The organism is Micromonospora sp. NPDC049301 (genome assembly GCF_040678715.1).
Taxonomy (GTDB): Bacteria; Actinomycetota; Actinomycetes; order Mycobacteriales; family Micromonosporaceae; genus Micromonospora.
In genome coordinates this window covers 143774-165633 of sequence record NZ_JBFAQO010000007.1, presented here as the reverse complement: position 1 = coordinate 165633, position 21860 = coordinate 143774, and the positions used below count along the sequence as shown (strand labels likewise).

General features: G+C 73.0%; 17 protein-coding genes. 9 read left to right on the top strand and 8 right to left on the bottom strand.

All coding sequences use genetic code 11. From position 1 onward, the window contains the following. Nucleotides 1-216 precede the first annotated feature (216 nt). The 3 genes from AB0K07_RS22080 (at nucleotide 217) to AB0K07_RS22070 (ending at nucleotide 3145) form a co-directional block, all read left to right on the top strand. Nucleotides 217-1254: a LacI family DNA-binding transcriptional regulator gene (locus AB0K07_RS22080; RefSeq protein ID WP_363757300.1), complete on the top strand. Its 1038-nt coding sequence runs from the start codon at nucleotides 217-219 to the stop codon at nucleotides 1252-1254. 206 nt (nucleotides 1255-1460) lie between these two features. Then, a complete protein-coding gene (locus AB0K07_RS22075) occupies nucleotides 1461-2201 on the top strand; it encodes a GNAT family N-acetyltransferase (protein ID WP_363757299.1) in 741 nt (246 codons plus the stop codon). 149 nt (nucleotides 2202-2350) lie between these two features. Then, complete coding sequence (locus AB0K07_RS22070) at nucleotides 2351-3145, top strand: serine protease (protein WP_363757298.1); 795 nt, start codon at nucleotides 2351-2353, stop codon at nucleotides 3143-3145. A 171-nt stretch (nucleotides 3146-3316) separates the two neighbouring features. Here the strand turns inward: AB0K07_RS22070 and AB0K07_RS22065 are convergent, their stop codons facing one another. Next, nucleotides 3317-3649 (bottom strand): putative quinol monooxygenase, encoded by a 333-nt coding sequence (locus tag AB0K07_RS22065; RefSeq protein WP_363757297.1) that lies wholly within the window; start codon nucleotides 3647-3649, stop codon nucleotides 3317-3319. A gap of 166 nt (nucleotides 3650-3815) precedes the next feature. Here AB0K07_RS22065 and AB0K07_RS22060 point away from each other — a divergent pair, with 166 nt between their 5' ends. Then, nucleotides 3816-4892, top strand: coding sequence for a glycoside hydrolase family 19 protein (locus tag AB0K07_RS22060; RefSeq protein WP_363757296.1), 1077 nt, complete (start codon nucleotides 3816-3818; stop codon nucleotides 4890-4892). A gap of 120 nt (nucleotides 4893-5012) precedes the next feature. Beyond that, on the top strand, nucleotides 5013-6671 hold the full coding sequence (locus AB0K07_RS22055; protein WP_363757295.1) for a family 10 glycosylhydrolase: 1659 nt from the start codon (nucleotides 5013-5015) through the stop codon (nucleotides 6669-6671). 11 nt (nucleotides 6672-6682) lie between these two features. On the opposite strand, the gene AB0K07_RS22050 is transcribed toward AB0K07_RS22055, so the two are convergent. The 7 genes from AB0K07_RS22050 to AB0K07_RS22020 form a co-directional block, all read right to left on the bottom strand. Continuing rightward, entirely contained in the window at nucleotides 6683-7732 is a 1050-nt protein-coding gene (locus AB0K07_RS22050) for a zinc-dependent alcohol dehydrogenase family protein (RefSeq protein WP_363757294.1), read from the bottom strand. Between the two features lie 103 nt (nucleotides 7733-7835). Continuing rightward, the gene (locus tag AB0K07_RS22045) at nucleotides 7836-8534 is read right to left on the bottom strand and encodes a cellulose binding domain-containing protein (RefSeq protein WP_363757293.1); all 699 of its coding nucleotides are present in this window, start codon (nucleotides 8532-8534) and stop codon (nucleotides 7836-7838) included. 109 nt (nucleotides 8535-8643) lie between these two features. Further along, nucleotides 8644-9021 (bottom strand): DUF742 domain-containing protein, encoded by a 378-nt coding sequence (locus AB0K07_RS22040; protein ID WP_363757292.1) that lies wholly within the window; start codon nucleotides 9019-9021, stop codon nucleotides 8644-8646. Continuing rightward, entirely contained in the window at nucleotides 8999-9448 is a 450-nt protein-coding gene (locus AB0K07_RS22035; protein WP_363757291.1) for a roadblock/LC7 domain-containing protein, read from the bottom strand. Before AB0K07_RS22035 ends, AB0K07_RS22040 begins: the two co-directional genes overlap by 23 nt. Further along, a complete protein-coding gene (locus tag AB0K07_RS22030) occupies nucleotides 9445-11433 on the bottom strand; it encodes a nitrate- and nitrite sensing domain-containing protein (protein WP_363757290.1) in 1989 nt (662 codons plus the stop codon). Before AB0K07_RS22030 ends, AB0K07_RS22035 begins: the two co-directional genes overlap by 4 nt. A 43-nt stretch (nucleotides 11434-11476) precedes the next feature. Further along, nucleotides 11477-14050, bottom strand: a complete 2574-nt coding sequence (locus AB0K07_RS22025) for a LuxR C-terminal-related transcriptional regulator (RefSeq protein ID WP_363757289.1) — start codon at nucleotides 14048-14050, stop codon at nucleotides 11477-11479. A 5-nt stretch (nucleotides 14051-14055) separates the two neighbouring features. Then, nucleotides 14056-15321: an Hsp70 family protein gene (locus tag AB0K07_RS22020; protein ID WP_363757287.1), complete on the bottom strand. Its 1266-nt coding sequence runs from the start codon at nucleotides 15319-15321 to the stop codon at nucleotides 14056-14058. A gap of 289 nt (nucleotides 15322-15610) precedes the next feature. Here AB0K07_RS22020 and AB0K07_RS22015 point away from each other — a divergent pair, with 289 nt between their 5' ends. From AB0K07_RS22015 to AB0K07_RS22000, 4 genes are all read left to right on the top strand, one after another. Beyond that, the gene (locus tag AB0K07_RS22015) at nucleotides 15611-16519 is read left to right on the top strand and encodes an IniB N-terminal domain-containing protein (RefSeq protein ID WP_363757286.1); all 909 of its coding nucleotides are present in this window, start codon (nucleotides 15611-15613) and stop codon (nucleotides 16517-16519) included. A 115-nt stretch (nucleotides 16520-16634) separates the two neighbouring features. After that, a complete protein-coding gene (locus AB0K07_RS22010) occupies nucleotides 16635-18491 on the top strand; it encodes a dynamin family protein (RefSeq protein WP_363757470.1) in 1857 nt (618 codons plus the stop codon). Continuing rightward, nucleotides 18488-19948, top strand: coding sequence for a GTP-binding protein (locus AB0K07_RS22005; protein ID WP_363757285.1), 1461 nt, complete (start codon nucleotides 18488-18490; stop codon nucleotides 19946-19948). The genes AB0K07_RS22010 and AB0K07_RS22005 overlap by 4 nt, the downstream gene beginning before the upstream one ends. A gap of 612 nt (nucleotides 19949-20560) precedes the next feature. After that, nucleotides 20561-21802, top strand: a complete 1242-nt coding sequence (locus AB0K07_RS22000; RefSeq protein ID WP_363757284.1) for a sugar ABC transporter substrate-binding protein — start codon at nucleotides 20561-20563, stop codon at nucleotides 21800-21802. Nucleotides 21803-21860 lie beyond the last annotated feature (58 nt).

Below are 21860 nucleotides of genomic sequence, written 5' to 3'. Positions count from 1 at the left end.
CTGGCCCGAAGCGCGTTGGCGGTGGGCATCGGGTGGTCAGTTGACGAGGGGCGGACGTCATCGACGGATGCCGGTGGGAACTCCACTGACGAACAGAGGCGGCAATATTGACATCCATCAACGCCTGTATAACGTTATAGAGGCGCGGCGGACCTCCGTCAATCCTTGTTCGTCAATGTCCGTCCGGCTCGTCAGTCGGGTGCGAAGGGCCGGTGGATGGGCGTCAGTCTGAAGGACATCGCCGAACGCGCCGGCGTCTCGCTCGCCACGGTCTCCAACGTGGTCAACGGGTACCGGCCGGTGGGAGAGCGGACGCGTCAGCGTGTGCAGCAGGCGATCGACGAACTCGGCTACAGCCCCAACCTCAGCGCCCGCCACCTCCGCCGTGGACGTACCGGCCTGATCGCCCTGGCCATCCCGGAACTGAACAATCCCTACTTCGCCGAGCTCGCCGAGATCGCCATCAGGGAGGCGGCGGGGCTCGGCTACACGCTGGTGATGGAGAACACGGCCGCGGACCGGGAGGCGGAGCTGCTGCTCCTCGACGGCTCGCGACGGCACATCATCGACGGCCTGATCTTCAGTCCCGTGCGGATCGGCCGGGAAGAGGTGCTGGCCCGGACCGCGGACAACCCGCTGGTGCTGATCGGCGAGGGCGTCCACGACGTGCCGCACGACCACATCGCCATCGACAACGTCGCCGCGAGCCGTGCGGCGATCCAGCACCTGGTGAGCATCGGTCGTCGCCGGATCGCGTTCCTCGGAGCCACCTCCGGCGGCGACCGGCAGTCGGCGCACCTGCGCATGCGTGGTTACCGGGAGGCCCTGGCCGCGGCCGGCCTGCCGTACCGGCCGCAGCTGGTCGTCCCGACCGACGCGTTCGGCCGGGTGGACGGCAGGAGGGCGATGCGGGACCTGCTCACCCTCGGCGAACTCCCGGACGCGGTGTTCGGCTACAACGACCTGATCGCCGTCGGCGCGCTGCGGGCGTTGACCGAGGCCGGTCACCGGGTGCCGGAGACCGTGGCGGTGATCGGCATCGACGACATCGAGGAGGGACGGTTCAGCAGCCCGACCCTCACCACCATCGCGCCGGACAAGGAGGCGATCGCTCGTCTCGCGGTGCGCCGCCTCGTCGCCCGGATCGAGGGTACGGAGGTCGCGGCACCGCTGACCGTGCAGACGCCGTTCCAGCTGATCCGCCGGGAGAGCACGATGTCGGGTGTGACAGATGCCGACCGGCCGGACAGGTAGGGGGGTGTGACGGCGATCGAGAGGCAGTTGTGACCAGCAGTGATGACGGCGCCCGGGCGGGGGCGCTTCCGCTCCCTGCACATCGAGACCTACGCGGACCTGCCGCGGTTCATGCAGCGGAGAGTCCCGCCGACGCCTGGGATCCTGGCCAGGTCGAGGAGGAAAGTCGGCTGCTGTCGTCGAACCCGTGCTCTATCGTTCGTCAGATGGATCTTGAGATTGTGACGGTCGCGCAGCGGCCCGACCTCGCGCCACTGCTGGACGACTTCGACGGCGCCTGGCCGGAGTTCATGAACTGGGACCCGATGGCCTCGCTGTACTACGCGGTGGCCAACGATCTGTACCCGGAGTTCGTCCTGCTCGCCATCGATCCCGCCGAGCCGGGACAGGCGGTGGCCCGGGCCTACAGCGTGCCGCTGTCCTGGACCGAGGAGCGGCTGCCGCCGGGCGGATGGGACCGGGTCGTGCAGCGGGCGACGATCAACCGGCTGGCCGGCACGCCGACGAACACCGTGTCCGCGTTGGAGATCTGCATCCGCCCCGAGGCCCGCGGCCGGGGCTTGTCCGCCCGGATGCTCGACGCCATGCGCGAGAACACCCGCAGGCTCGGCTTCGACACCCTGGTCGCGCCGGTACGCCCCAGCGGCAAGCACACGGTTCCGGACGAGCCGATGGACCGGTACGCCGTCCGTGTCCGCGAGGACGGCCTCCCGGCGGACCCGTGGCTGCGTACGCACGTGCGTGCCGGTGGCGTGATCGAGTCCGTGGCGCCACGGTCGATGACCATCCCCGGCACGTTGCAGGAGTGGCGGCGCTGGACCGGTCTCCCGTTCGACCGCACCGGGCCGGTGCGCGTGCCGGGTGCGCTCGTTCCGGTCCGGTGCGACGTCGAGCACGACCACGGCGTCTACGTCGAACCGAACGTGTGGGTCCGCCACCGGCTCTGACCTGCCCGTCGGCCGCTCCGCGCGGATCCATAGCGCTGGCGGTACGACCCAGAGAGTATGGCCCGCCTAATCTATTGATCTCAATATGATGACCGCATTCGTGAATCAGGTGCGCTCACGAGGCGCGCCGTCCTGATGCGGAGGAATGCATGGCTCGTTGGCGTACCCTCACCGGCCTCCTGGCCACCGCGTTGGCCGCGGTGACCGCGGGCAGCCTCACTCTCGCGGCGCCGGCGGCCGCGGCCGACGTCACTCCGACGCCGAACGTCGTCGGTGGCACCCGTGCCGCCCAGGGCGAGTTCCCCTTCATGGTCCGGCTCTCGATGGGGTGCGGCGGGGCCCTGTACAGCTCGCGGCTGGTGCTCACCGCGGCGCACTGCGTGGGCGCCACCGGCACCAACACCAGCATCACCGCGACGCTCGGAGTGGTCGACCTCCAGTCGTCCAGCCGGATCACCGTCCGGTCGAACTACGTCTACCGGGCTCCCGGCTACAACGGCAGCGGCAAGGACTGGGCCCTGATCCGGCTGGCCACCCCGGTCACCGGGCTGAGCACGCTGAAGATCGCCAACACGACCGCGTACGACAACGGCACCTTCACCATCGCCGGCTGGGGAGCCGCCCGCGAGGGTGGCGGGCAGCAGCGCTACCTGCTCAAGGCGACCGTCCCGTTCGTCAGTGACTCCACCTGCAACTCCAACTACGGCGGCGACCTCATCCCCGCCGAGGAGATCTGCGCCGGCTACGCCAGCGGCGGTGTGGACACGTGCCAGGGGGACTCGGGCGGCCCGATGTTCCGCCGCGACGCCAACAACGCCTGGATCCAGGTCGGGATCGTCAGTTGGGGCAACGGCTGCGCCCGACCCAACTTCCCGGGCGTCTACACGCAGGTGAGCTACTTCGCCTCGACGATCGCCTCGGCTGCCGCGAGCCTCGGCGGCTGACCGTACGCCGATCGGGCGGCCCGGCCGACGACGGCCGGGCCGCCCGCACGTGCCGTCATCGGCCTCGACCGCGGGTCAGTAGCGGGTGAGCCCGGGCGGGAGGGCGTCGTCGTCGGGTCCGACGGGGCGGGCGTTCACCAGCGGGTTGCGGTGACGTCCATCAGACGGTGGTCAGCGACCCTCGGGGACGGCCATCTCGCCGAGCAGCGACCAGTCCTGCTGCGGCACGGTGGCGTTCACGATGCGCGGCGTCTCGGCCAGGTGGGGCGGCAGGTCCTCCTGCGCCTTGCGGAAGTGGGCGGACTGCACGTGCGCCGCACCCGCCTCGTCGTCGCGAAACGCCTCGACCAGCACGTACTCGGCCGGGTCGTCGAGGCTGCGGGACCAGTCGAACCACAGGCAGCCCGGCTCGGCGCGGGTCGCCTCGGTGAACTCGGCGGCGATCTGCGGCCACCGGTCAGCGTGCTCGGCCAGAACCCGGAACTTGGCGGTAATGAAGATCATGGGGTCCAGGCTACCCAGGCCACCGAGGATCGGCAGCAGACCTCCGGTGCGCGCGTAGGGTTCACGCCGAGAACTGTAAGGATTGTGAACAGTAGATGATACAGTCACTCCTGTCGATGCACTGCCGAGTCGTCGGCACATCGCAACCTCAGGAAGGAGTGATCCCATGTCGAGACTGCGGGCCCTGGTCGCGCTTGTGGCACTGGTTGTCGCCGGCGGACTGGTGGCAATCATCCCGGCGACCGCCGCGTCCGCCGCGGCCTGTGCAGCGTCGTGGCAGTCCTCGGCCGTCTACACGGGAGGCGCCCAGGTCTCCCACAACGGCCGCAACTACCAGGCCAAGTGGTGGACCCAGAACGAGGCGCCGCCGGGCACCACCGGTGTCTGGCAGGACCTCGGCGCGTGCGGAGGCGGCACCACGCCACCGCCCACGGGGAGCTGCAACCACCCGAACTGGGTCGCCGGCACCTGGTACGCCACCGGCGCCATTGTGCGGTACACCAACGGCCTGTACTACATCGCCGAGCACGACAACCCGGGCTACGACCCCGTCGTCAGCACCTGGTACTGGGAGCCCTACACCTGCAGCGGCACACCGCCCACCAACCCGCCCACCAACCCCGGCGGCTTCGTGGTCAGCGAGGCCCAGTTCAACCAGATGTTCCCGAGCCGCAACTCCTTCTACACGTACTCCGGGCTCGTCGCCGCGCTCAGCGCCTACTCGGCGTTCACCAGGACCGGCAGCGCGACCGTCCAGCGCCAGGAGGCCGCCGCCTTCCTGGCGAACGTGCACCACGAGACCGGCGGGCTCGTCCACGTCGTGGAGCAGAACACGGCGAACTACCCGCACTACTGCGACCCCGGCCAGCCGTACGGCTGCCCGGCGGGGCAGGCCGCGTACTACGGTCGCGGGCCGATCCAGCTGAGCTGGAACTTCAACTACAACGCCGCCGGGAACGCCCTCGGGCTGCCCCTGCTGACCAACCCGTGGCTGGTGCAGAACGACGCCGCGGTCGCCTGGAAGACCGCCATCTGGTACTGGATGACCCAGAACGGGCCGGGCTCGATGACCCCCCACAACGCGATGGTCAACGGCGCCGGGTTCGGCGAGACCATCCGCAGCATCAACGGCTCGATCGAGTGCAACGGCGGGAATCCCGCGCAGGTGCAGAGCCGCGTCACCAGGTACCAGCAGTTCGTCGGCATCCTGGGCGTGCCCGCCGGAGCCAACCTGTACTGCTGAGGCGCGGCCGGGCCTCGACGCCGTGCGGTGTCGAGGCCCGGCAGGCGGCCAGCCTTAGCTGACCGTTAAGCAACGGGCCACCGGTTCGACCCGGGCGGCGGCACTGGGCAGACTGGGCCAATGCCCCCCGCCGCTGCACCCGCTGCCGTCGCCCGCCGCCCTCGCGTCCGGATGCTCATCGCCGTGATCGCCGCGTTCGCCATGGCGGTCGCGGTCGGCGCCTGGTCGCTGCGGGACCGGGTCGACGGCGACCGCCGAGCGTCGCGGCCGTCCGCCGCGAGCGCGGCACCCGAGGCCGGCCCGGCCGGCGGCATCCCCACCTGCGCCGGCCAGCCGGCCCGGGCGCCCCGCGAGCTGCGCGGCATGTGGATCACGACCGTGAACAACATCGACTGGCCGAGCCGTCGCGGGCTGCCGGCCGAGACGGTACGCGCGGAGTTCCGGGGCTGGCTGGACCTCGCCGTCCGGCGCAACCACAACGCGGTCTTCGTGCACGTACGGCCGAGCGGGGACGCGCTCTGGCCGTCCAGCTACGCGCCGTGGTCGGAGTGGCTGACCGGACACCGCGACGGCCGCGACCCGGGCTGGGACCCGATGGAGTTCATGGTCGCCGAGGCGCACGCCCGCAACCTGGAGTTCCACGCCTGGTTCAACCCGTACCGGGGCGGGCAGCCGGCCACGGTGGGCGGGCCGGGGCCGAAGCTGGACCAGCTCGCTCCGACGCACCCGCTGCGGCGGCACCCCGACTGGGTGGTGACCTATCCCAGCGCCGACCGGCCCGGCAGCCGTCTCTACTTCAACCCCGGAATCCCCGAGGCACGCACCTTCGTCGAGGACTCGATGCTGGAAGCGGTCCAGCGGTACGACGTCGACGGGGTGCACTTCGACGACTTCTTCTACCCGTACCCGGAGGCCGGGCAGGACTTCCCGGACGGCGCGGCGTTCGCCCGGTACGGCCGGGGGTTCGCCGACAAAGACGCCTGGCGTCGCGACAACGTGAACACGCTGGTCCGGGAGATGAGTGAGCGGATCAAGGCCATCAAGCCCTGGGTGAAGTTCGGCATCAGCCCGTTCGGCATCTGGCGCAACAAGCGCACCGACGCCGCCGGCTCGGCGACCGCCGGGTTGCAGAGCTACGACGACATCTACGCCGACACCCGACTCTGGGTACGGAAGCAGTGGCTGGACTACGTCGTGCCGCAGCTCTACTGGCACATCGGGTTCGACAAGGCCGACTACGCCAAGCTCCTGCCGTGGTGGGCGGCCACGGTGCAGGGCACCCGGGTGCAGCTCTACATCGGGCAGGCCGACTACCGGGTGGGCGAGCGCGGCGCCTGGCGCGACCCGGCCGAGCTGGACCGCCAGCTCACCCTCAACCGCCGGTACGGGGTGAGCGGCAGCGTGCACTTCAGCGCCAGGCAGGTGCGCGCGGACAAGCTCGGGGCCGTCAGCCGGTACAGCGCGGCGCACTACGCCAGCCCGGCGCTGGTGCCCACGATGGCGCAGCTACCGGCGGCGCCGCCGGCCGCGCCCGAGGTCACCGGGGTACGGCGTGCGGACGGCGGCGGGGTGGCGCTGACCTGGCGCGCCGACGGTGCCACGAGCGTCGCCGTCTACCGGGTGGACGGCGACGCCGCCCGGCTCGTCGGCACCGCCCGTGGTACGGGGTGGGTCGACCGCGCAGCCCCCGCCGACCGGCCGCTCACCTACTGCGTGTCGGCACTGGATCGCAGCGGGAACGAGGGCGGGATCAGCGCGGCGACGCCCGTGTCGCCCTAGACGGACCCCGTTCAGTGCGGCTGGATGAGGCACATCCCGCCGGGGGCGGGACGGTCCATCGTGGCCAGCGCGTGGGGCACGTCGGTGAGGCCGATGGTGCGGGTGACCAGCTCGGCGGGACGCAGTACGCCGGCGGTGACCAGCCGGAGCAGCTCCGGATAGGCGTGCGCGGCCATGCCGTGACTGCCCCGCAGCTCCAGCTCGTACGCGATCACGAGATCCATCGGCAGGGCCGGCCGGCCCTGCGCGGCGGGGAGGAGCCCGACCTGCACGTGCCGCCCGCGCCGCCGCAGGCTCTCGATCGAGGCGGTGCAGGTGGCGTGACTGCCCAACGCGTCGAGCGACAGGTGGGCGCCGCCACCGGTCGCCTCCCGAACGGCGGCGGCCACCGCGCCGGGCCCGCTCAGGGCGCTGCCGTCCAGGCAGACCGTGGCCCCGCAGCTCCTGGCCAGATCGAGTGCGCCGGGGGCCACGTCGATCGCCACCACCCGTGCGCCGCAGGCCGCCGCGATCATCACGGCGGACAGTCCCACTCCGCCGCAACCGTGCACCGCGACCCACTCGCCCGCGGCGACGCGCCCCTGGGCGACCACGGCGCGGAACGCCGTGGCGAAGCGGCAGCCGAGCGCCGCCGCGGCCGGGTAGTCCAGCTCGTCGGGGAGCCGGACCAGGTTGACGTCGGCGTTCCGCACCGCCACGTACTCGGCGAACGAGCCCCAGTGGGTGAAGCCGGGCTGCGTCTGCCGCTCGCAGACCTGCTGATCGCCGGCGAGGCAGGTCGGGCACCGCCCGCAGGCGCAGACGAACGGCGCGGTGACCCGATCGCCGGGCCGCCAGCCGCGCACCCCGGCACCGACCGCCGTGACCACGCCGGCGAACTCGTGACCGGGGACGTGCGGCAGGCGGATGTCCGGGTCGTGGCCCTGCCAACCGTGCCAGTCGCTGCGGCACAGGCCGGTCGCCTCGACGCGGATCACCGCACCCCCGGGCGGCGGCACCGCGTCCGGGACATCGCGGACCTCGGGTCGGGCACCAAACTCGTCGACGATCACTGCACGCATCGCCGCATCCTCACACGTCCACCGGTCGACGTGGTCGCCACCCCCGGGCAGGACCGGCGGAAGAGCCGGTCAGCGAGAGCCCCCGCCGCAACGGGGAGGCCGGTCAGTCCGGCAGGCCGGTGCAGGCGACCTCGTCGATGGTGCACGCCGTGGGTGCGGAACTGACCGGCGCGCCGTTGACCCGGAACGTCACCCGGACCGAAGCGGCGCCGGGCACCTGCCCGGCGCTTCCGTCGGGCACGAACGTCCAGACCGCACCATCCTGGCTGGCCCGCGCCCCCTCCACCGAGCTGACCCGCAGCGACTCCCTGGGCAGGGTGACGGCCAGCTTCCACTGCCCCACCGGCACCTGCCCCGGATTGCTGATCGTCACGGCGGCGCCGTAGCTGAGCAGGGAATTTTCCGCGATGGCGAACTCGGCGTGCAGGGCCGCCGGAGTGGGCGACGCCGTGGTGGGGGTCGGTGCGGGCGCGCTGGTCGACGGCTCGGGGGTGTGCGGAGCCGGCGTGGCTTCCGGGGGCGCCGACCTCGTCGGGCTGGTGGCCGCCGGTCTCGCCTGCGCCCTGGGCGTGTCGACCGCCGGCGTGCCCACCTGGTCGACGGACGGCATCGGGTCCAGGGTCACCGGCGCCAGATCCTCCGGCGTGCGCAGCACCCCGATGACGGAGACCGCCGTCGCGATCAGCACTCCGAGCGCCGCGACGACGGCGACCCAGGTGGCCCGCGAGACGTCGCCCCGGCCGGTGAGCACCCGCCGTGCGGCTGCGGCGATGGCCACGATCCGGTCCAGCAGAATGATCACCACAGTGCGCCGTGGCTGGGGCGGTGTTGCCGGCACTACCTGTCTCCCCTTCAATGTCGTCACCGGACACGCGCCTGCGCTCCCCCGGGCGGGGGTGCCACCCGTCCGGTCACAGCGCGCGAAGCCCGACGAGTATCGCCTCAAGCAGGTCCGCGGTCGGCAGCTCCGACAGCGTCGGCGGCTCGTGCGTCTCGATCAGCCCGGCCGTGAGCAGGTCACCGAGGAGAACCCGGACGGTCCCCACGGGAAGGTCCAACTCGGCGCCGACCTCAGCTACCGACAGTGGATGGTGACACAGGTCGACGATCCGCGCCTGTTCGGGGAAGAGCGGCCCCGCGGGCGTGACCCCCCGCCGGGCGACGACCAGTGAGATCAGGTCGAACCGTCGATCGGATGCCGTGCGCCCGCCGGTCATCGTGTACGGACGGGCCACCGGCCCGGCGTCGTCGTCGTACCACGCCTCGTCAGCGGTGTCGGAGGTGTACACCAGTGTCCCCGCTCCTCGCCGCGGAGGCCGGTTCCAGGGTGACGGGCAGATGCCGCTCGGCCTGCCCCACGAACAGCGCCACCTCGTACGCCATGTCCCCGACCTCGGCGTCGTCGCCACCGATCCGAACGGTGAGGATCGTCCCGTTGCGGATGGTGGCGACGAACAGGAACGCCCGTGACATCTGCACCACGATCTGGCGCAGCTCGCCCGCGTCACAGGTCCGGGTGGCGGCCAACCCCAGCGCCAGCAGGCCGGCGACGATGCCGGAGATCTGCTCGGCCAGCTTCGCCCCGACATGTCGGGACCCGCCCAGCGGCAGCCCGTCCGGAGACAGCACCACTGCGAACTCCGCGCCGCGCACCCGGTCGACCAGGCGGTCCAGGGCGCCGGTCAGGCTGTCTCCGGTGACCACTGCATGCGTCATCGATGTCTCCTTGCTGCTCTCGCGACCGGCAGCACGACGGTGTCGGGGCCGGTGGTGCCGGGTTCGGGCCGCGGGGGACCGGGTTGGCGGATCCGGACCGGCAGCCCGGCGGGGCCGCTCGGGCCCTGCCCGTCGGCGACGGGCCGTGCCGGCCGGTGCGCGGGGTCGGGGGGCGGCGTGCCCGGTCCACCGCCGCCGGTGACCGTGACCAGCCGCGCCGGAAGGAGCACGATCGCTGCCGTCCCGCCACGCTGGCTGGGACGCAGCGAGACCCGTGCGCCACAGCGGGCGGCGAGCACGGCGGCGGTGTACAGCCCGGCGGGGCCGGCGGGCGGACCGTCCGGGGGTGGGTTGCCGAGCAGGTGGTTCGCCTCGGCCAGCGCGGTCGGGTCGAGGCCCGGACCGTCGTTGACGACCACGACCGCGCAGCCCTGCGGCCGGTGCTCACCGGCGACCCGCACGGTGGTCTCCGCCGGTGAGACGGCGAGGGCGTTCTCGATCAGCTCGGCCAGCAGGTGGATGACGTCCGTGACGGCCGGGCCGGCGAGCGACCAGGGCCAGTGCGGCGCGACCAGGACCCGGTGGTAGTCCGGCACCTCGGCGACCGCACCGCGTGCGACGTCGAGCAGCGGCACCGGGCGTCGCCAGCGGCGGGCCGGCGTCGCGCCGGCGAGGGAGATCAGCTTTTCCACGTTGCGCCGGACGCGGGTGGTGAGGTGGTCGAGCCGGAACAGCTCGTCGGTCTCCTCGGCGGACCGCTCCCGCCGCTGCATGCCGTCCAGCAGGTTGAGCTGGTCGCGTAGCAGGGCCTGGTTGCGTCGGGTGAGCCGCAGGAACAGGTCCACTGTGGCACGCACCGCCGCCGTGTCGTCCCGGGGCGGGACCGGGGTCTCGACGGCCAGCTCGGCATCGGGTGCGGCCAGCGCCGCAGCGGCCGGTGGCTCCTGCCAGTGACGGTCGGCGCCCGGTCGGGCCAGCTGCCCGGTCAGCCGGCGGACGGTGCCGGCCCAGCTCAGCAGGACCGCGATCACCGCGATGAGGCCGAGACCCACCACAACGCCGGTGCGCGCGACGATCATGGCGGCACCCGGCGTGGCCCGTTCGACACTGCCGCGGGCGGTCGTGGTCACCAACTCATGCAGCGCGCCGAGGGCCGAGTCCGCCGCCGCCCGCCAGGCCGGGACGGTGATCCCGCTCAACGGGTTGGCGGCGTCCGTCCGCAGCAGCGCGTCCTCCAGGGCGAGCAGGTCCGCGAACCGCGGGCCCGCCGCGAGCCGCTGGTGGCCACCCGGGCCGTCGGCCGGTAGCCCGGCGGTCGCCTCGGCGCCCGCGTACCGCTGGTTGCTGACCAGGTCGGCCAGGCGGCGCCGCTCGTCGGAGGAGATCCGGTCACCGGCCAGGGCGGCGCTGACCAGCGTGTCCTCCCGGGCCAGCAGCTCACGGGCACGGGCCAGCGCGATCACCGCGCGGGTGTCGGCGGCGAGCGCGCTCTCGTACGCGCCCCACTCCGGGCCGTACACGGCGAAGGCGGCGTCGACGAGCTGGTCGTACCCGTCGACCGCCTCGGCGCGGTCGAGCCGGCCGGCGTCCACCTGGGACCGGACGGTGCTCAGGCCGTTCAGCCGCCGGCCCAGCTCGTCGGCCCGGTCGCGGACCGCGCCGGCGGTGAGCAGCCGCAGGTCGTGGCCCTCGGTGAACGCGCGGACCTCGACGGCGGCCCGGTCGGTCCCCGCACGTGCCCCGGCGAGCGCGGTCGCCGGCCGGTCAGCCCCGGCGATCGTCTCGGCGGTCAGCCGGCGCTCGGTCTGCAGGCTCAGGATCAGCCGGTCGATGGGCTGGCCCAGGGTGTCCGCCAGGGCCCGTACCCGGAGCAGGTCCGCCGCGTCCTGGACGCTCAGGTAGGCCGCGTACGACCAGAGCGTCACCAGCACGGCCGCCAGGGCCACGAGCCGGACCCGGATCCGCCGGTCCTCGGGTGGCGTCACGTTCCGCTCCGCTCGGTCCACCGGCATCCGCCGCGCGGGCGCCTCATCGGGCCGACCGTTGCGGCCACGGCTGGCCGGCCGCGTTGCTGGCACGGTCGGCGACCATGGTGCGCAGCAGCGCCAGCAGCTCGGCACGGTTGGCGCAGTTGAGCCGGTTGCGCATCCGGGCCACGTGGTGCTCCACGGTCTTGGCCGAGATGAAGAGCCGGTCGCCGATCTCGCGATAGGTCAGCCCGGCCAGCACCAGCTCGGCCACCTCGTACTCGCGGTCACTGAGCCCCTGCTGGGTGGGGCCGGCGATGGCGTCGGCGACCTGGGTGACGCTCTCGCCGGTGGCGGGCCGCTGCCCGCCGGTGGCGCCGGCCGGCCGGCCCTGGAGGACCCGGGCGCACTCCAGCAGGGTCGTCATCGCCCGCCGGTCCGAGGTGCGGATCGCGGCCTGCCCGGCGAGGCGAGCGCCGTCCCAGCACAGCCCGGTGTCGTGCAGCCCCCGGGCGGTGGCCTCCACCCGGACCGGGTCGACCACGCCCCGCAGCACCTCCACCCAGCTCTCGGCAGCGGCGGCGATGACGGCGGCGTACCGGCTGTGGTCGGCCGCGGCGAGCAGCGCGGCGACGTGTTCGTCGGCGGCCACCGGCTCGTCGGTCAGGATCGCGGCGTGCAGCCCGCTCCAGTGCAGCGGAACGCTCCACAGTGCCGGCCCGCCGAGCCGGCCGAGCAGCGCGTGGCCCTCCCGCAGGTACGGCTCCAGCCGGGCCAGGTCACCCAGCCGGGCGCCCGCGATGGCCAGCTCGCCCAGCGGCAGCAGCGTGAATAGGTCGACAGGGTGCCGAACGACCGCCTCCAGCGCCTGCCCCCAGCCGCGCTTGAGCGCGCCGAGGTCGCTGTTGCGCCGGCCGACGCCCATCCGGAGCGCGGCGGCGAAGAGCTGGTCGCGTGACTCCAGCGGGCGCCCGTCGGCCACCACCGCGGCGAGGTGGTCGGCGGCGGCCAGCGTCTGGCCCCGGATCATCAGGATCCAGGCCTGCAGCAGCCGGTGACGGCGGGCCATCAGCGGGCCGCCGACACCGGCCGCCAGGGCCCGGTGCAGCACGCGTTCGGCGATCTCCAGCTCGCCGCAGTGCACGGCGGTGAGGGCGGCCAGCGCGGCCGGACTGTCCGGCAGGAGTGCGGCCCGCCCGTCCGGCTCCAGCAGCGCGGCGGCCTGCACGAGCGCGGAGAGGGCGGCGGTCGGCGTGCCGGTGACGCTCTCCCGTACACCGTCGGCCATCAGCCGGGCGGCGCTGGAGTGCAGCGTGGGCGGTTCGCCCACCGGGTCGCCCGGCGCCGGCTCGGTGGCGGCGGACGGGTCGCCGGTGGCGAGCCCGCCGACGGTGGCGAACGCGACCGACGAGGAGGTCCCCGCCCAGCGGTACAGCTCCACGCTGCGACCGGCGTGCCCCCGGTGCGCCAGGGCGGTCGCCGCCACCATGGCGGCCTCCGTACGGTCGGCGGGGGCGGCGGCCAGCAGGCGGTCCGCGAGTCGCAGGGCCCCGTCTAGGTTACCGGCGAGCGCGGCGGCGAGCGCCTGCCGTGCGCTGGCCGGCCACCCGGCCGCCGTGGCGGCGGCGAACAACTCGGCGGCGAAGGCCGGCTCGTCGGCCAGCGCCTCCTCCGCGGCGGCTGCCAGTGTCGGGGCGGGACAGTCACCGAGCACGCCGACGGCGAGCAGCGACCGGACCAGCGGCAGCACCGCGCCGCCCCGCGCGAGCTGCAACTCGGTGAGCCGGCGCCAGACGGCGGCGCGGTCCGTGGCCGGGCTGAGCGCGGTGACGGCCCGTCGGACGATCGGCGCGAGCCGGCCGTCGGCGCCGAGCAGGCCGGCCGCCCTGGTGGTGGCGATCAGCTCGTCCACCGCCTCCGGCTCCCGGCCGAGGAGCGCGCCGAGCATGCTCACTGGCAGCGGTACGCCCGCCGCGACGGCGAGCAGCAGTCGTCGGACGTCGGCGGGCAGAGCCTCCAGGTCCGGGCCGAACTCCAGGACGACGGGCCGGGGTGGCTCGACCGGGACGCCGATGCTGGTCTCCAACCCGCGCAGCCCGCGGGCCAACCGCTCGACGTCCCGGGGGACGCCGGCGGTCTGTGTGTGCACGAAGTCGACCAGGTCGCTGCGCCGGCCCAGCCCGGGCACGGCGGCGAGGCACGCCGCGGTCTGCTCCCGCGTGAACGCGGTGAGCAGCAGGGCCCGCCCGTCCCGTCGCAGGGCGTCGGCCAGCTCCATGAGGGCCGCCGAACGGGGCCACGGGCGGTAGGCGACCACCAGCCGGTGCCGACGGGTGGCCACCAGGCGCAGCAGCGCCCCGAGCCGCGCGTCGTCGAGCAGGTGCGCGTCGTCGACCAGCACCAGGGCGTCGGGGTCGACCGGGTCGCCCGGCTCCGGGGCGCCCGTGCGCACCGCGATCCCGGCCTGCTGGTGGACCCGGGCCAGTTCCGCGAGCAGCGCGGTCTTGCCGTGGCCGCCGGGCCCGGCCACGCCAACGGTGAGCGGGCCGGTCGGGTGCTCCCCGACGGCTTCCAGCAGGGCCGTCGGCCCCTTGCCCAGGATCAACCTGGACTCGGCGACGTCATTCATGATCATTGTGGTCATCCTTCGCGTCCCCGGCTTCTGGTCAGCGCCAGGCGGGACGCCTTCGGCAGTTCGAGTGGGAGGATCCGGACCGGGGGGCGGGGTGGCGGATCACCCGGGACGATGGTGTCGTGGTGGGGGCGGCGCGGCGCCGGGACGGTGGCCCGGCTGGCAGGGGTGACGGCCGCCGGTTCGGGTGCCGGGGCCGGCCGGCGGGGGCGTGGGGACACCACCTGGCAGGCGGCCATGGCCGCCCCGGTGGCGGCGGTGAGCTGAGAGTCCGGCTCGACCTCGACGGGGACCGGGAGGGCCGCGGTGATCAGCTCGGTGACGAGCGGGATGCGCGCGGAGCCGCCGGCCAGCAGGACGCCGTCGAGCTGCTCCGGTGCCAGGCCGGCGCTGTGCACGGTGCGCAGCAGGAGGTCGACGGTGGCCTGCACCGTCGGGCGGATCATGGCCTCGAACTGTGCCCGGGTCACCGGTATCCGAGCCGGGCCGGTCGGCAGGGTCAGCACCACGTCGGCGGCCAGGTCGACGGTCAGCTCCCGCTTGACCCGGTCGCACTCGGAACGCAGCCCGCGCAGGGCGGCCTGGGTGCCCCGGCGTGCGGTGGCGGCCAGCTCGCGGGCCAGCACGGTGCGGACGTGCCCGGCCAGCGCCTCGTCGAAGTCGGTGCCGCCGATCGGGTCGAGGCCCTGGGGGACGCCGAAGCTCTCGTAGGTGCCGCGCGGGGTGCGGCGCACAAGCGCCGCCTCGAAGCTGTTGCCACCCAGCGCGTAGACGGCGGCGGTGGTGCCCGCGAACCCGCGGGCCGCGTGGCTCTCGGCCACGGTGACCGTGCGGGGTAGCAGCGTGACGTTGCGCAGGCCCAGATCGAACAGCGCCCGGTGCAGCAGGTCCCGCCGGTACGGGCGCCAGCCCGCCGGGTGGCTGAGCACGATCGCCTCGGCCGGGCCGCCCTCGAAGGCGTACACCCGCTCCACCACCCACGTCGCCAACTCGGCGGTCAGCGTCTGCGGCGCGCACGCCTCGCCGCCGAGCAGCAGGGGCACGTCGTCGCCGATCCGGCGGACGAAGTCCCTGGTGGTGCGGCTGCCGTCGTCGGTCGTCGGCTCGCCGACGTGCAGCGAGCCGTCCTCCGCCAGGTGCAGCACCGACGGTACGAGGGTCGAGCCGGCGTGCAGGGGGACCGCCTCGGGACGCGTCCAGGTCGTGCCATGTCGCCGCGCGACGGCGGCGGCGGTGTTGGTGCTTCCGATGTCTATCCCCAGGACGTACGGCATCCGTCTCTTCTCCCCCCGTGAGTTGGCCGGCCGGTGGCGATCGCGTCGGCGACCCACCCCCGGCGAACCCCGCGGGCTCCTACGTTCGTACCAGAGATCGCTCCCTGGTCGGGACCCTAATCTGGGCGGGACGGTTTCCCCCAGTCCCCCTAACGTAGGAGGCTGCGCAGACCCTAATGCAGCGGGACAGGATGCGGGCCGAGCCCCGATGTCCGGGTCGGCCCCCCGGCAATAACGTCACTGTCGACGAACGACGGTCGCCCATGCCACATCCGAGGAGAACCCGCACATGGACTCGAACCAGACCCTCCACGACTTCGTGCTCGACCTGCTGACGAACCCCGACGCGCGGTCGGCCTTCGACCTGGACCCGGAGGGTGCGCTGAACGCCGCGGGGCTCACCGACATCACGGCCGCCGACGTGCAGGACGTCGTCCCGCTGGTGGTCGACTACGCCCCGGGCCAGGGCCTCGCGCCGCTGGCGCCGGTCGAGCAGCTCGGGTTCGACCCGCTGGTGACCGACGCCACCGACGTGGTCGGTCAGCTCCAGAGCGTGGCGCAGCAGATCAGCATCACCAGCGCTCCCAGTGGCCTGGACGTCAAGGCCGGCGTGCTGGGCGCCATCGCGGTCGACCCGGCGACGGTCGCCGCCGGCGTCACCGTGCTGCCGGGGATCGGCCTGGGCGTCGGTCCGAACGGCCTCGACACCGACCTGACGGGCGTGTCCGACGTGGCGCACACCCTCGACGCCGACGTGGTGGAGCCGGTGGACGGCATCGTGGACCCGGTGCTCGGTGACGTCACCAGCACGGTGGGTAACACGACCGGCCTGGTGGGCGGCACCGACCCGGGTCTGCTCGGCGGCGATCTGCTGGGCGGCGACCTCACCGGTGGTGTCCTCTCCGGCACCGAGGGTCAGCTGGGCGGTGTCGTCGGCTCCCTCGGTATCGACGACACCCTGGGCGGGCTGGGCCTCGGTCACGACGGCGGCGCCGTCGGTGGCGTGGTCCCGCCGCTCGACGTGCCGTCCGTGGTGGGCGGCGTTACGCACCAGGTCGACGGGCTCGTGCCCGGTGTCACCGGCACGGTCGGTGACGTGACCGGCGGCCTCACCGATGGCGTGACCGGCGACCTGCTCGACGGCGGGGACACCTCGTCCGACAATGGACTGCTGGGCATCACCGGCGGTCTGCTCTGACGGGGGTTCCCGGTAGGAGCGGGAGGCCGGATCGCCCTGGGCGGTCCGGCCCTCTCCGGTTCCACATCCGGTCCCTCTTGATAATTGAGCCGAAATCCGCACACTTGGTGCGGTGATGGCGGGGATCTGGTTGGACGTGCTGGATGAGATTGCCCGCACGTGCAACGCACACGGACGAGGCGACCTGCTCCAGACGGTGCGGCAGAAGCGTGCCCAACTGCTGGACCCGAAGCTTCGCGTCCTGGTCATCGGCGAGCCGAACCAGGGCAAGAGTCAGCTGATCAACGCGATCATCAACGCGCCGGCCTGTCCGGTCGGCGACGGCCGCACGACCGTCCTGCCGACCGTGGTACAGCACGCCGACGTCGCGTCCGCCGCCGTGGTCCAGGCCCCGGCTCCGGTTCCGGGCCGGCCCGCCGGCGCCACGCCCGCGACAGTCGTCGAGCGGTCCCCGGTGGCGCTCAACGAGGTCGCGGCGGGGGTGGCCGGCACGATCGGGCGTCGGCCGGGTGGTGGCCCGGCGTACGTCGAGATCGGGCTGCCCCGCGCCCTGCTCGGCGCCGGACTGGTGCTGGTGGACACTCCCGGCACCGACGAGGTCGCCGCGATCGGGGGCGCCGCCCAGGTCGCCTCGCCGACCCGCGCGGACACCGTCCTGCTGGTCTCCGACTCCACGCGGGAGCTGTCGGTCACCGAGCTGAACATGCTGCTGCACGTCATGCGCTCGCATCCGAACGTGGTCGTGGTGCAGAGCAAGACCGATCTGGTGGCGGATTGGCGTACGGTCGCCGAGCGCAACCGGCAGCACCTGGCCGACGCCGGCGTCCCGGCGCCCCTGATCCCGGTCTCGGCGGCGCTGCGGTTGCGCGCAGCCGCGGCCAACGATCGTGGCCTCAACGCCGAGTCCGGCTTTCCCGCGCTGATCGCCCGGTTGCAGCGGGACCTGTCCGGCAAGGCCGATCAGCTGGCCCGGGCCTCGGTGCAGGGGGTGGCCCGGACGGTGGTGGAGCAGCTGGCCGCGCCGCTGCGTGCCGAGCTGGCGACCCAGGAGGCCGAGGAGCAGTCCGGGCCGATCTCGCGGCTGCACGCGGCCCAGCGTGAGGTGGACGAGCTGCGCCGCTGTTCGACCCGATGGCAGAACACGCTCAACGACGAGATGGCCGACCTGCTCTCGGACATCGAGTACGACCTGCGCGACCGGACCCGGCAGATCCTGCGCACAGTGGACGAGGCGTTCGACACGGCGGACCCGTTGGTCGCGTGGGACACCTTCCAGGACTGGCTGGAGCGGAGCCTCGTGGAGGCCGCGGAGGCGAACCACGAGTGGCTGATCCAGCGCTGCGACTGGATCGCCCGCCGGGTGGCGGCCAACTTCGCCCGGTACGGCTACGACGTGTTGCCGCCCTGGTCGATGACGATGCCGGACGACTTCGGTGGCCGGCTGCCGGAGCTGGAGCGGCCGAGGATCGACCGGTTCACCACCGGTCAGAAGCTGTTCACCGGCATGAAGGGCTCGTACGGCGGCATGCTGATGTTCGGTCTGGCGACGACGCTGGCCGGAATGCCGATGATCAATCCGGTGTCGGTCGGCATCGGCGCGCTCTTCGGCGGCAAGAGCATCCGCGACGAGAGCAAGCAGTTGCTGCGCCGCCGGCAGGCGACCGTCAAGACGGCGATCCAGCGGCACGTCGACGACTTCTTCGTCCGGATGATCAGGGACTGCCGGGACGCCGCCCGGCAGGTGCAGCGGATGCTGCGCGACCACTTCACGGGGCTGACCGAGGAACTCCAGGAGGCCATCGTCCAGTCGTTCCGCAGCGCGAAGCAGGAGGCCGACACCGATGCGGCGCTGCGTGACCAGCGGCAGCGCGAGATCCGGCTGAAGATGACCCGGTTGGCCGCGCTCTACGAGCAGGCTCAGCAACTGAGCGGCACCCGTTCCACCCCGGTGCTGCTGGAGCCTCGGGCGTGACCGTCGGGCTGCGGTTGGACGAGGCCGCGTGGGGGTTGCTGCATCAGGCCATCGAGCTCTACCAGGACAATCCCCGGGCCGTCGGGCAGTTGCGGCACCAGGTGGCCCGGTTGGAGCAACCGCTGCGGATCGCGGTCGCGGGCCCCTGGCGTTCCGGCAAGTCGACGGTGCTGAACGCGCTGATGGGGGAGGAGGTCGCGCCGGTCGAGGGAGCCGACGGCGTCTTCACTTGGTACGAGGACGGCGCCCAGCCGCGCGCCACCGCCTACCCGGCCGGCCAGCCCCCGCAGGAGCTGGCGGTGGTCAAGTCGGCCACGGGGATGCGGGTGGACCTCGGTTGGGGGGCGGGGGAGGTGCGGGACATCGTGGTGCGGTGGCCGACGCGGGCACTGCGCCAGGTGACCCTGATCGACACCCCGGCGGTCACCGGCGGCGCCGAGCAGGGTCGCGTGCCGGTGATGGAACGGGTGCTGCGGGACGCGGACGCGGTGTTGTACCTGACCCGCGATGGCCGCGACAGCGATCTGCGGGTGCTGGAGTCCGGCCGGGAGAGTGCCGTCGGGCAGGCCGCTCCGGTGAACGTGATCATGGTGCTGTCCAGGGCGGACGAGACTGGTGGCGGCCGGATCGACGGGCTGCTCACCGCCCGACAGTTGGCCCGACGTCACTACCGCGATCCGCGGGTCAGCGCGGTGTGCGTGAACGTGGTGGCGTGCAGCGGGGCGGTCGGCCTGGCGGGCCGGGTGCTCAGCGAGTCGGACTTCGCCGCGCTCGCGGTGCTGGCCCGGGTGCCCCGGGCGGACCTGGAGGCGCACCTGCTCTCCGCCGACCGCTTCCTCCGCGGCGAGCTGCCGGTACGGCTGGACCCCGAGGTGCGCGCGGCGCTGCTGGACCGGTTCGGGCTCTTCGGGATCCGGCTCGCGACGACGCTGGTGCGAACCGGGTTCGACAGCCGGGTGAAGCTGTCCGCCGAGCTCATCCGGCGCAGCGGGCTCACCGAGCTGCGCGAGTCGATGACCCGTTGCTTCATCGACCGCCGGGACACGCTCAAGGCTCGGTCGGCGCTGGCCGCGGTGGAGGCCCTGCTGCGAGCCGAGCCCGTCCGGGGCGCCGACGAGCTGGTCGGCGCGGTCGAGCAGATCCTCGCCGGCGCGCACGAGTTCCGGGAACTCCGTCTGCTGGTGGCGCTGCGGAACAGCCGGCTCGGTTTCGACGCCGAGCTGGCCACCGAGGCGCAGCGGCTGATCGGTGGTGACGGGGTCGGGCTGGCCGCCCGACTCGGCGTCGAGCACGAGGCGACCGTGCAGCGGCTCTGGGAGGTCGCCGCCGACGCGCAGTGGCGGTGGCGGGACCGTGCCGAGGACCCGCTGCTCCCGCTGGCCCAACGGCGCGGCGCGCAGGTCGTCGTGCGCAGCTGTGAGGGGATGCTCGCCGAGCTGGCCGCCGGCGGTCGGTGACATCCGACGGCGCGTCGCCGACGGCGGTGCTGTCCCGCGGTCGCGGCCCCGAACGCTCTTGAAGCGGAGCCGCCCGACGTCGGGGCACCGTGGACGCACCGTCGGCCTACCGAAACCCTTTCGCAAGCTTTTCAAAGAACACGGCATGCGCGTCACCGCCAGGTCAGGTGCGCACTCTGCCTATGTAGGACGGCAAGGGCCCCGGCGAGTGGGGTTCAGGTTTTACCCGTCCGACATCTTGCCGAAATCGTTTTCGTGCGCCACGCTAGCGGCGGAAAGTGACATCCACCACCCCGGTCGCGGCGGTAACGACGTGCTGCACCAGCCGCGCCGGATCCGGCGGGAGGCGGGGGCGCGATGAGAACGCGGCAATCTCGCGACGTGCCGGACGGTCGCCAGTGGACCTCGCTGCCCACGGCTGCCGACACGATCCGCCGCACCTGCCCGGACGCGCAGCGGCTCCCGCCCGCCGAGCGACACCAACGCACCCGGACTGACCCTCGCTCGCGGGGCCCGCGTAGCGGCTCCCTCCGAACGATGAAACCTAGGAGAGGAACCATGAGAAGAACCTTGGGCAGGCGCACTGCTCTGCGTTCGCTGGCAGGAGTCCTCGTGGCGGCGCTGACCGTGGGCATGGCAGCGTGCGGCAGCGACGACGGCGGCACCAGTGCGGCCGAGGCCGGCCCCAACGGCGTCGACGACGGCAGCGAACTCACCCTGTGGACCCGCGCGCCGCTGGAGAAGCAGGCGAAGCTCCTCGTCGACGCGTACAACGCCGGCCACCAGAACAAGGTCAAGCTGACCGTCGTCCCCAACGACGACTACGTCGCGAAGGTCGGTGCGGCGGCGGGCTCGGACGGCCTTCCGGACCTCTTCGCCGCCGACATCGTCTACGTGCCGAACTGGGTGCAGCAGGGCCTCTTCCAGGACCTCAGCTCGAACATCGACGGCCTCGGCTTCAAGGACTCCATCAACAAGGGGCACCTCTCGGCCGGCACGGTGGACGGCAAGAAGCACGTCCTGCCCTTCGTGCTGGACCTGTCGATGCTGTTCTGGAACAAGCAGTTGTTCAGGGAGGCCGGGCTGGACCCGGAGAAGGCCCCGGCGACGCTGGAGGAGTACGCCGCCGCCGCCAAGGCGGTCCAGGCGACGAAGAAGGCCGGCGTCTACGGCACGGCGACCGGTCTGAACTGCGGCGGCTGCCTGGTCTTCACCTGGTTCCCCTCCGTCTGGGCCGGCGGTGGTGAGGTGCTGAGCGAGGACGGCACCGAGTCCAAGCTCGCCGACGACACCGCCCAGAAGGTCTACAGCACCTGGAACGACCTGTGGAAGTCCGGAGCCGTGCTGCCCGCCTCGGCGGGTGAGACGGGCCCGACCTGGACCGCCCCGTTCACCGAGGGCAAGGTCGGTCTGATGCTCTACCCGGCGACGCTGCTCTCCTCGACCCCGTTCGACGTCGGCGTGGCCCCGATCCCCGGCCCCACCGGTGGTGGCTCCACCTTCGTCGGCGGCGACGGCATCGGCGTCTCGAAGGACTCGAAGAAGGCGGCCCAGGCCTGGAACTTCCTCAGCTGGATGATGTCCGAGGAGGCCCAGGTCGAGGTGCTGGCGAAGAACAAGGACGTGGTGTCCCGCGCCGACCTCGCGAACAACAAGTACGCCGCCGAGGACCCGCGGCTGGTCACCATCAACGAGGCGGCCGGCAAGGGCGACACCCCCGTCGCGCTGAACTTCCAGCAGGCGTTCAACGCGCCGAACAGCCCGTGGTTGACCCTCGTCCGCAACCGGGTTCTGAACGGCAGCGGCGACCTGCAGAAGGACAACGGCGAGATCACCGCCGTGCTCAAGCAGTAGGTGCCCACCGGGGGCGTGTGCCGAACGACGGCTTCCCGGCACACGCCCCCGGCGGGAC

Coding starts and splice junctions, on each gene's coding strand:
- AB0K07_RS22080 (WP_363757300.1), top strand. CDS start 217: ATGGGCGTCAGTCTGAAGGACATCGCCGAACGCGCCGGCGTCTCGCTC.
- AB0K07_RS22075 (WP_363757299.1), top strand. CDS start 1,461: ATGGATCTTGAGATTGTGACGGTCGCGCAGCGGCCCGACCTCGCGCCA.
- AB0K07_RS22070 (WP_363757298.1), top strand. CDS start 2,351: ATGGCTCGTTGGCGTACCCTCACCGGCCTCCTGGCCACCGCGTTGGCC.
- AB0K07_RS22065 (WP_363757297.1), bottom strand. CDS start 3,649: ATGATCTTCATTACCGCCAAGTTCCGGGTTCTGGCCGAGCACGCTGAC.
- AB0K07_RS22060 (WP_363757296.1), top strand. CDS start 3,816: ATGTCGAGACTGCGGGCCCTGGTCGCGCTTGTGGCACTGGTTGTCGCC.
- AB0K07_RS22055 (WP_363757295.1), top strand. CDS start 5,013: ATGCCCCCCGCCGCTGCACCCGCTGCCGTCGCCCGCCGCCCTCGCGTC.
- AB0K07_RS22050 (WP_363757294.1), bottom strand. CDS start 7,732: ATGCGTGCAGTGATCGTCGACGAGTTTGGTGCCCGACCCGAGGTCCGC.
- AB0K07_RS22035 (WP_363757291.1), bottom strand. CDS start 9,448: ATGACGCATGCAGTGGTCACCGGAGACAGCCTGACCGGCGCCCTGGAC.
- AB0K07_RS22025 (WP_363757289.1), bottom strand. CDS start 14,050: ATGATCATGAATGACGTCGCCGAGTCCAGGTTGATCCTGGGCAAGGGG.
- AB0K07_RS22020 (WP_363757287.1), bottom strand. CDS start 15,321: ATGCCGTACGTCCTGGGGATAGACATCGGAAGCACCAACACCGCCGCC.
- AB0K07_RS22015 (WP_363757286.1), top strand. CDS start 15,611: ATGGACTCGAACCAGACCCTCCACGACTTCGTGCTCGACCTGCTGACG.
- AB0K07_RS22010 (WP_363757470.1), top strand. CDS start 16,635: ATGGCGGGGATCTGGTTGGACGTGCTGGATGAGATTGCCCGCACGTGC.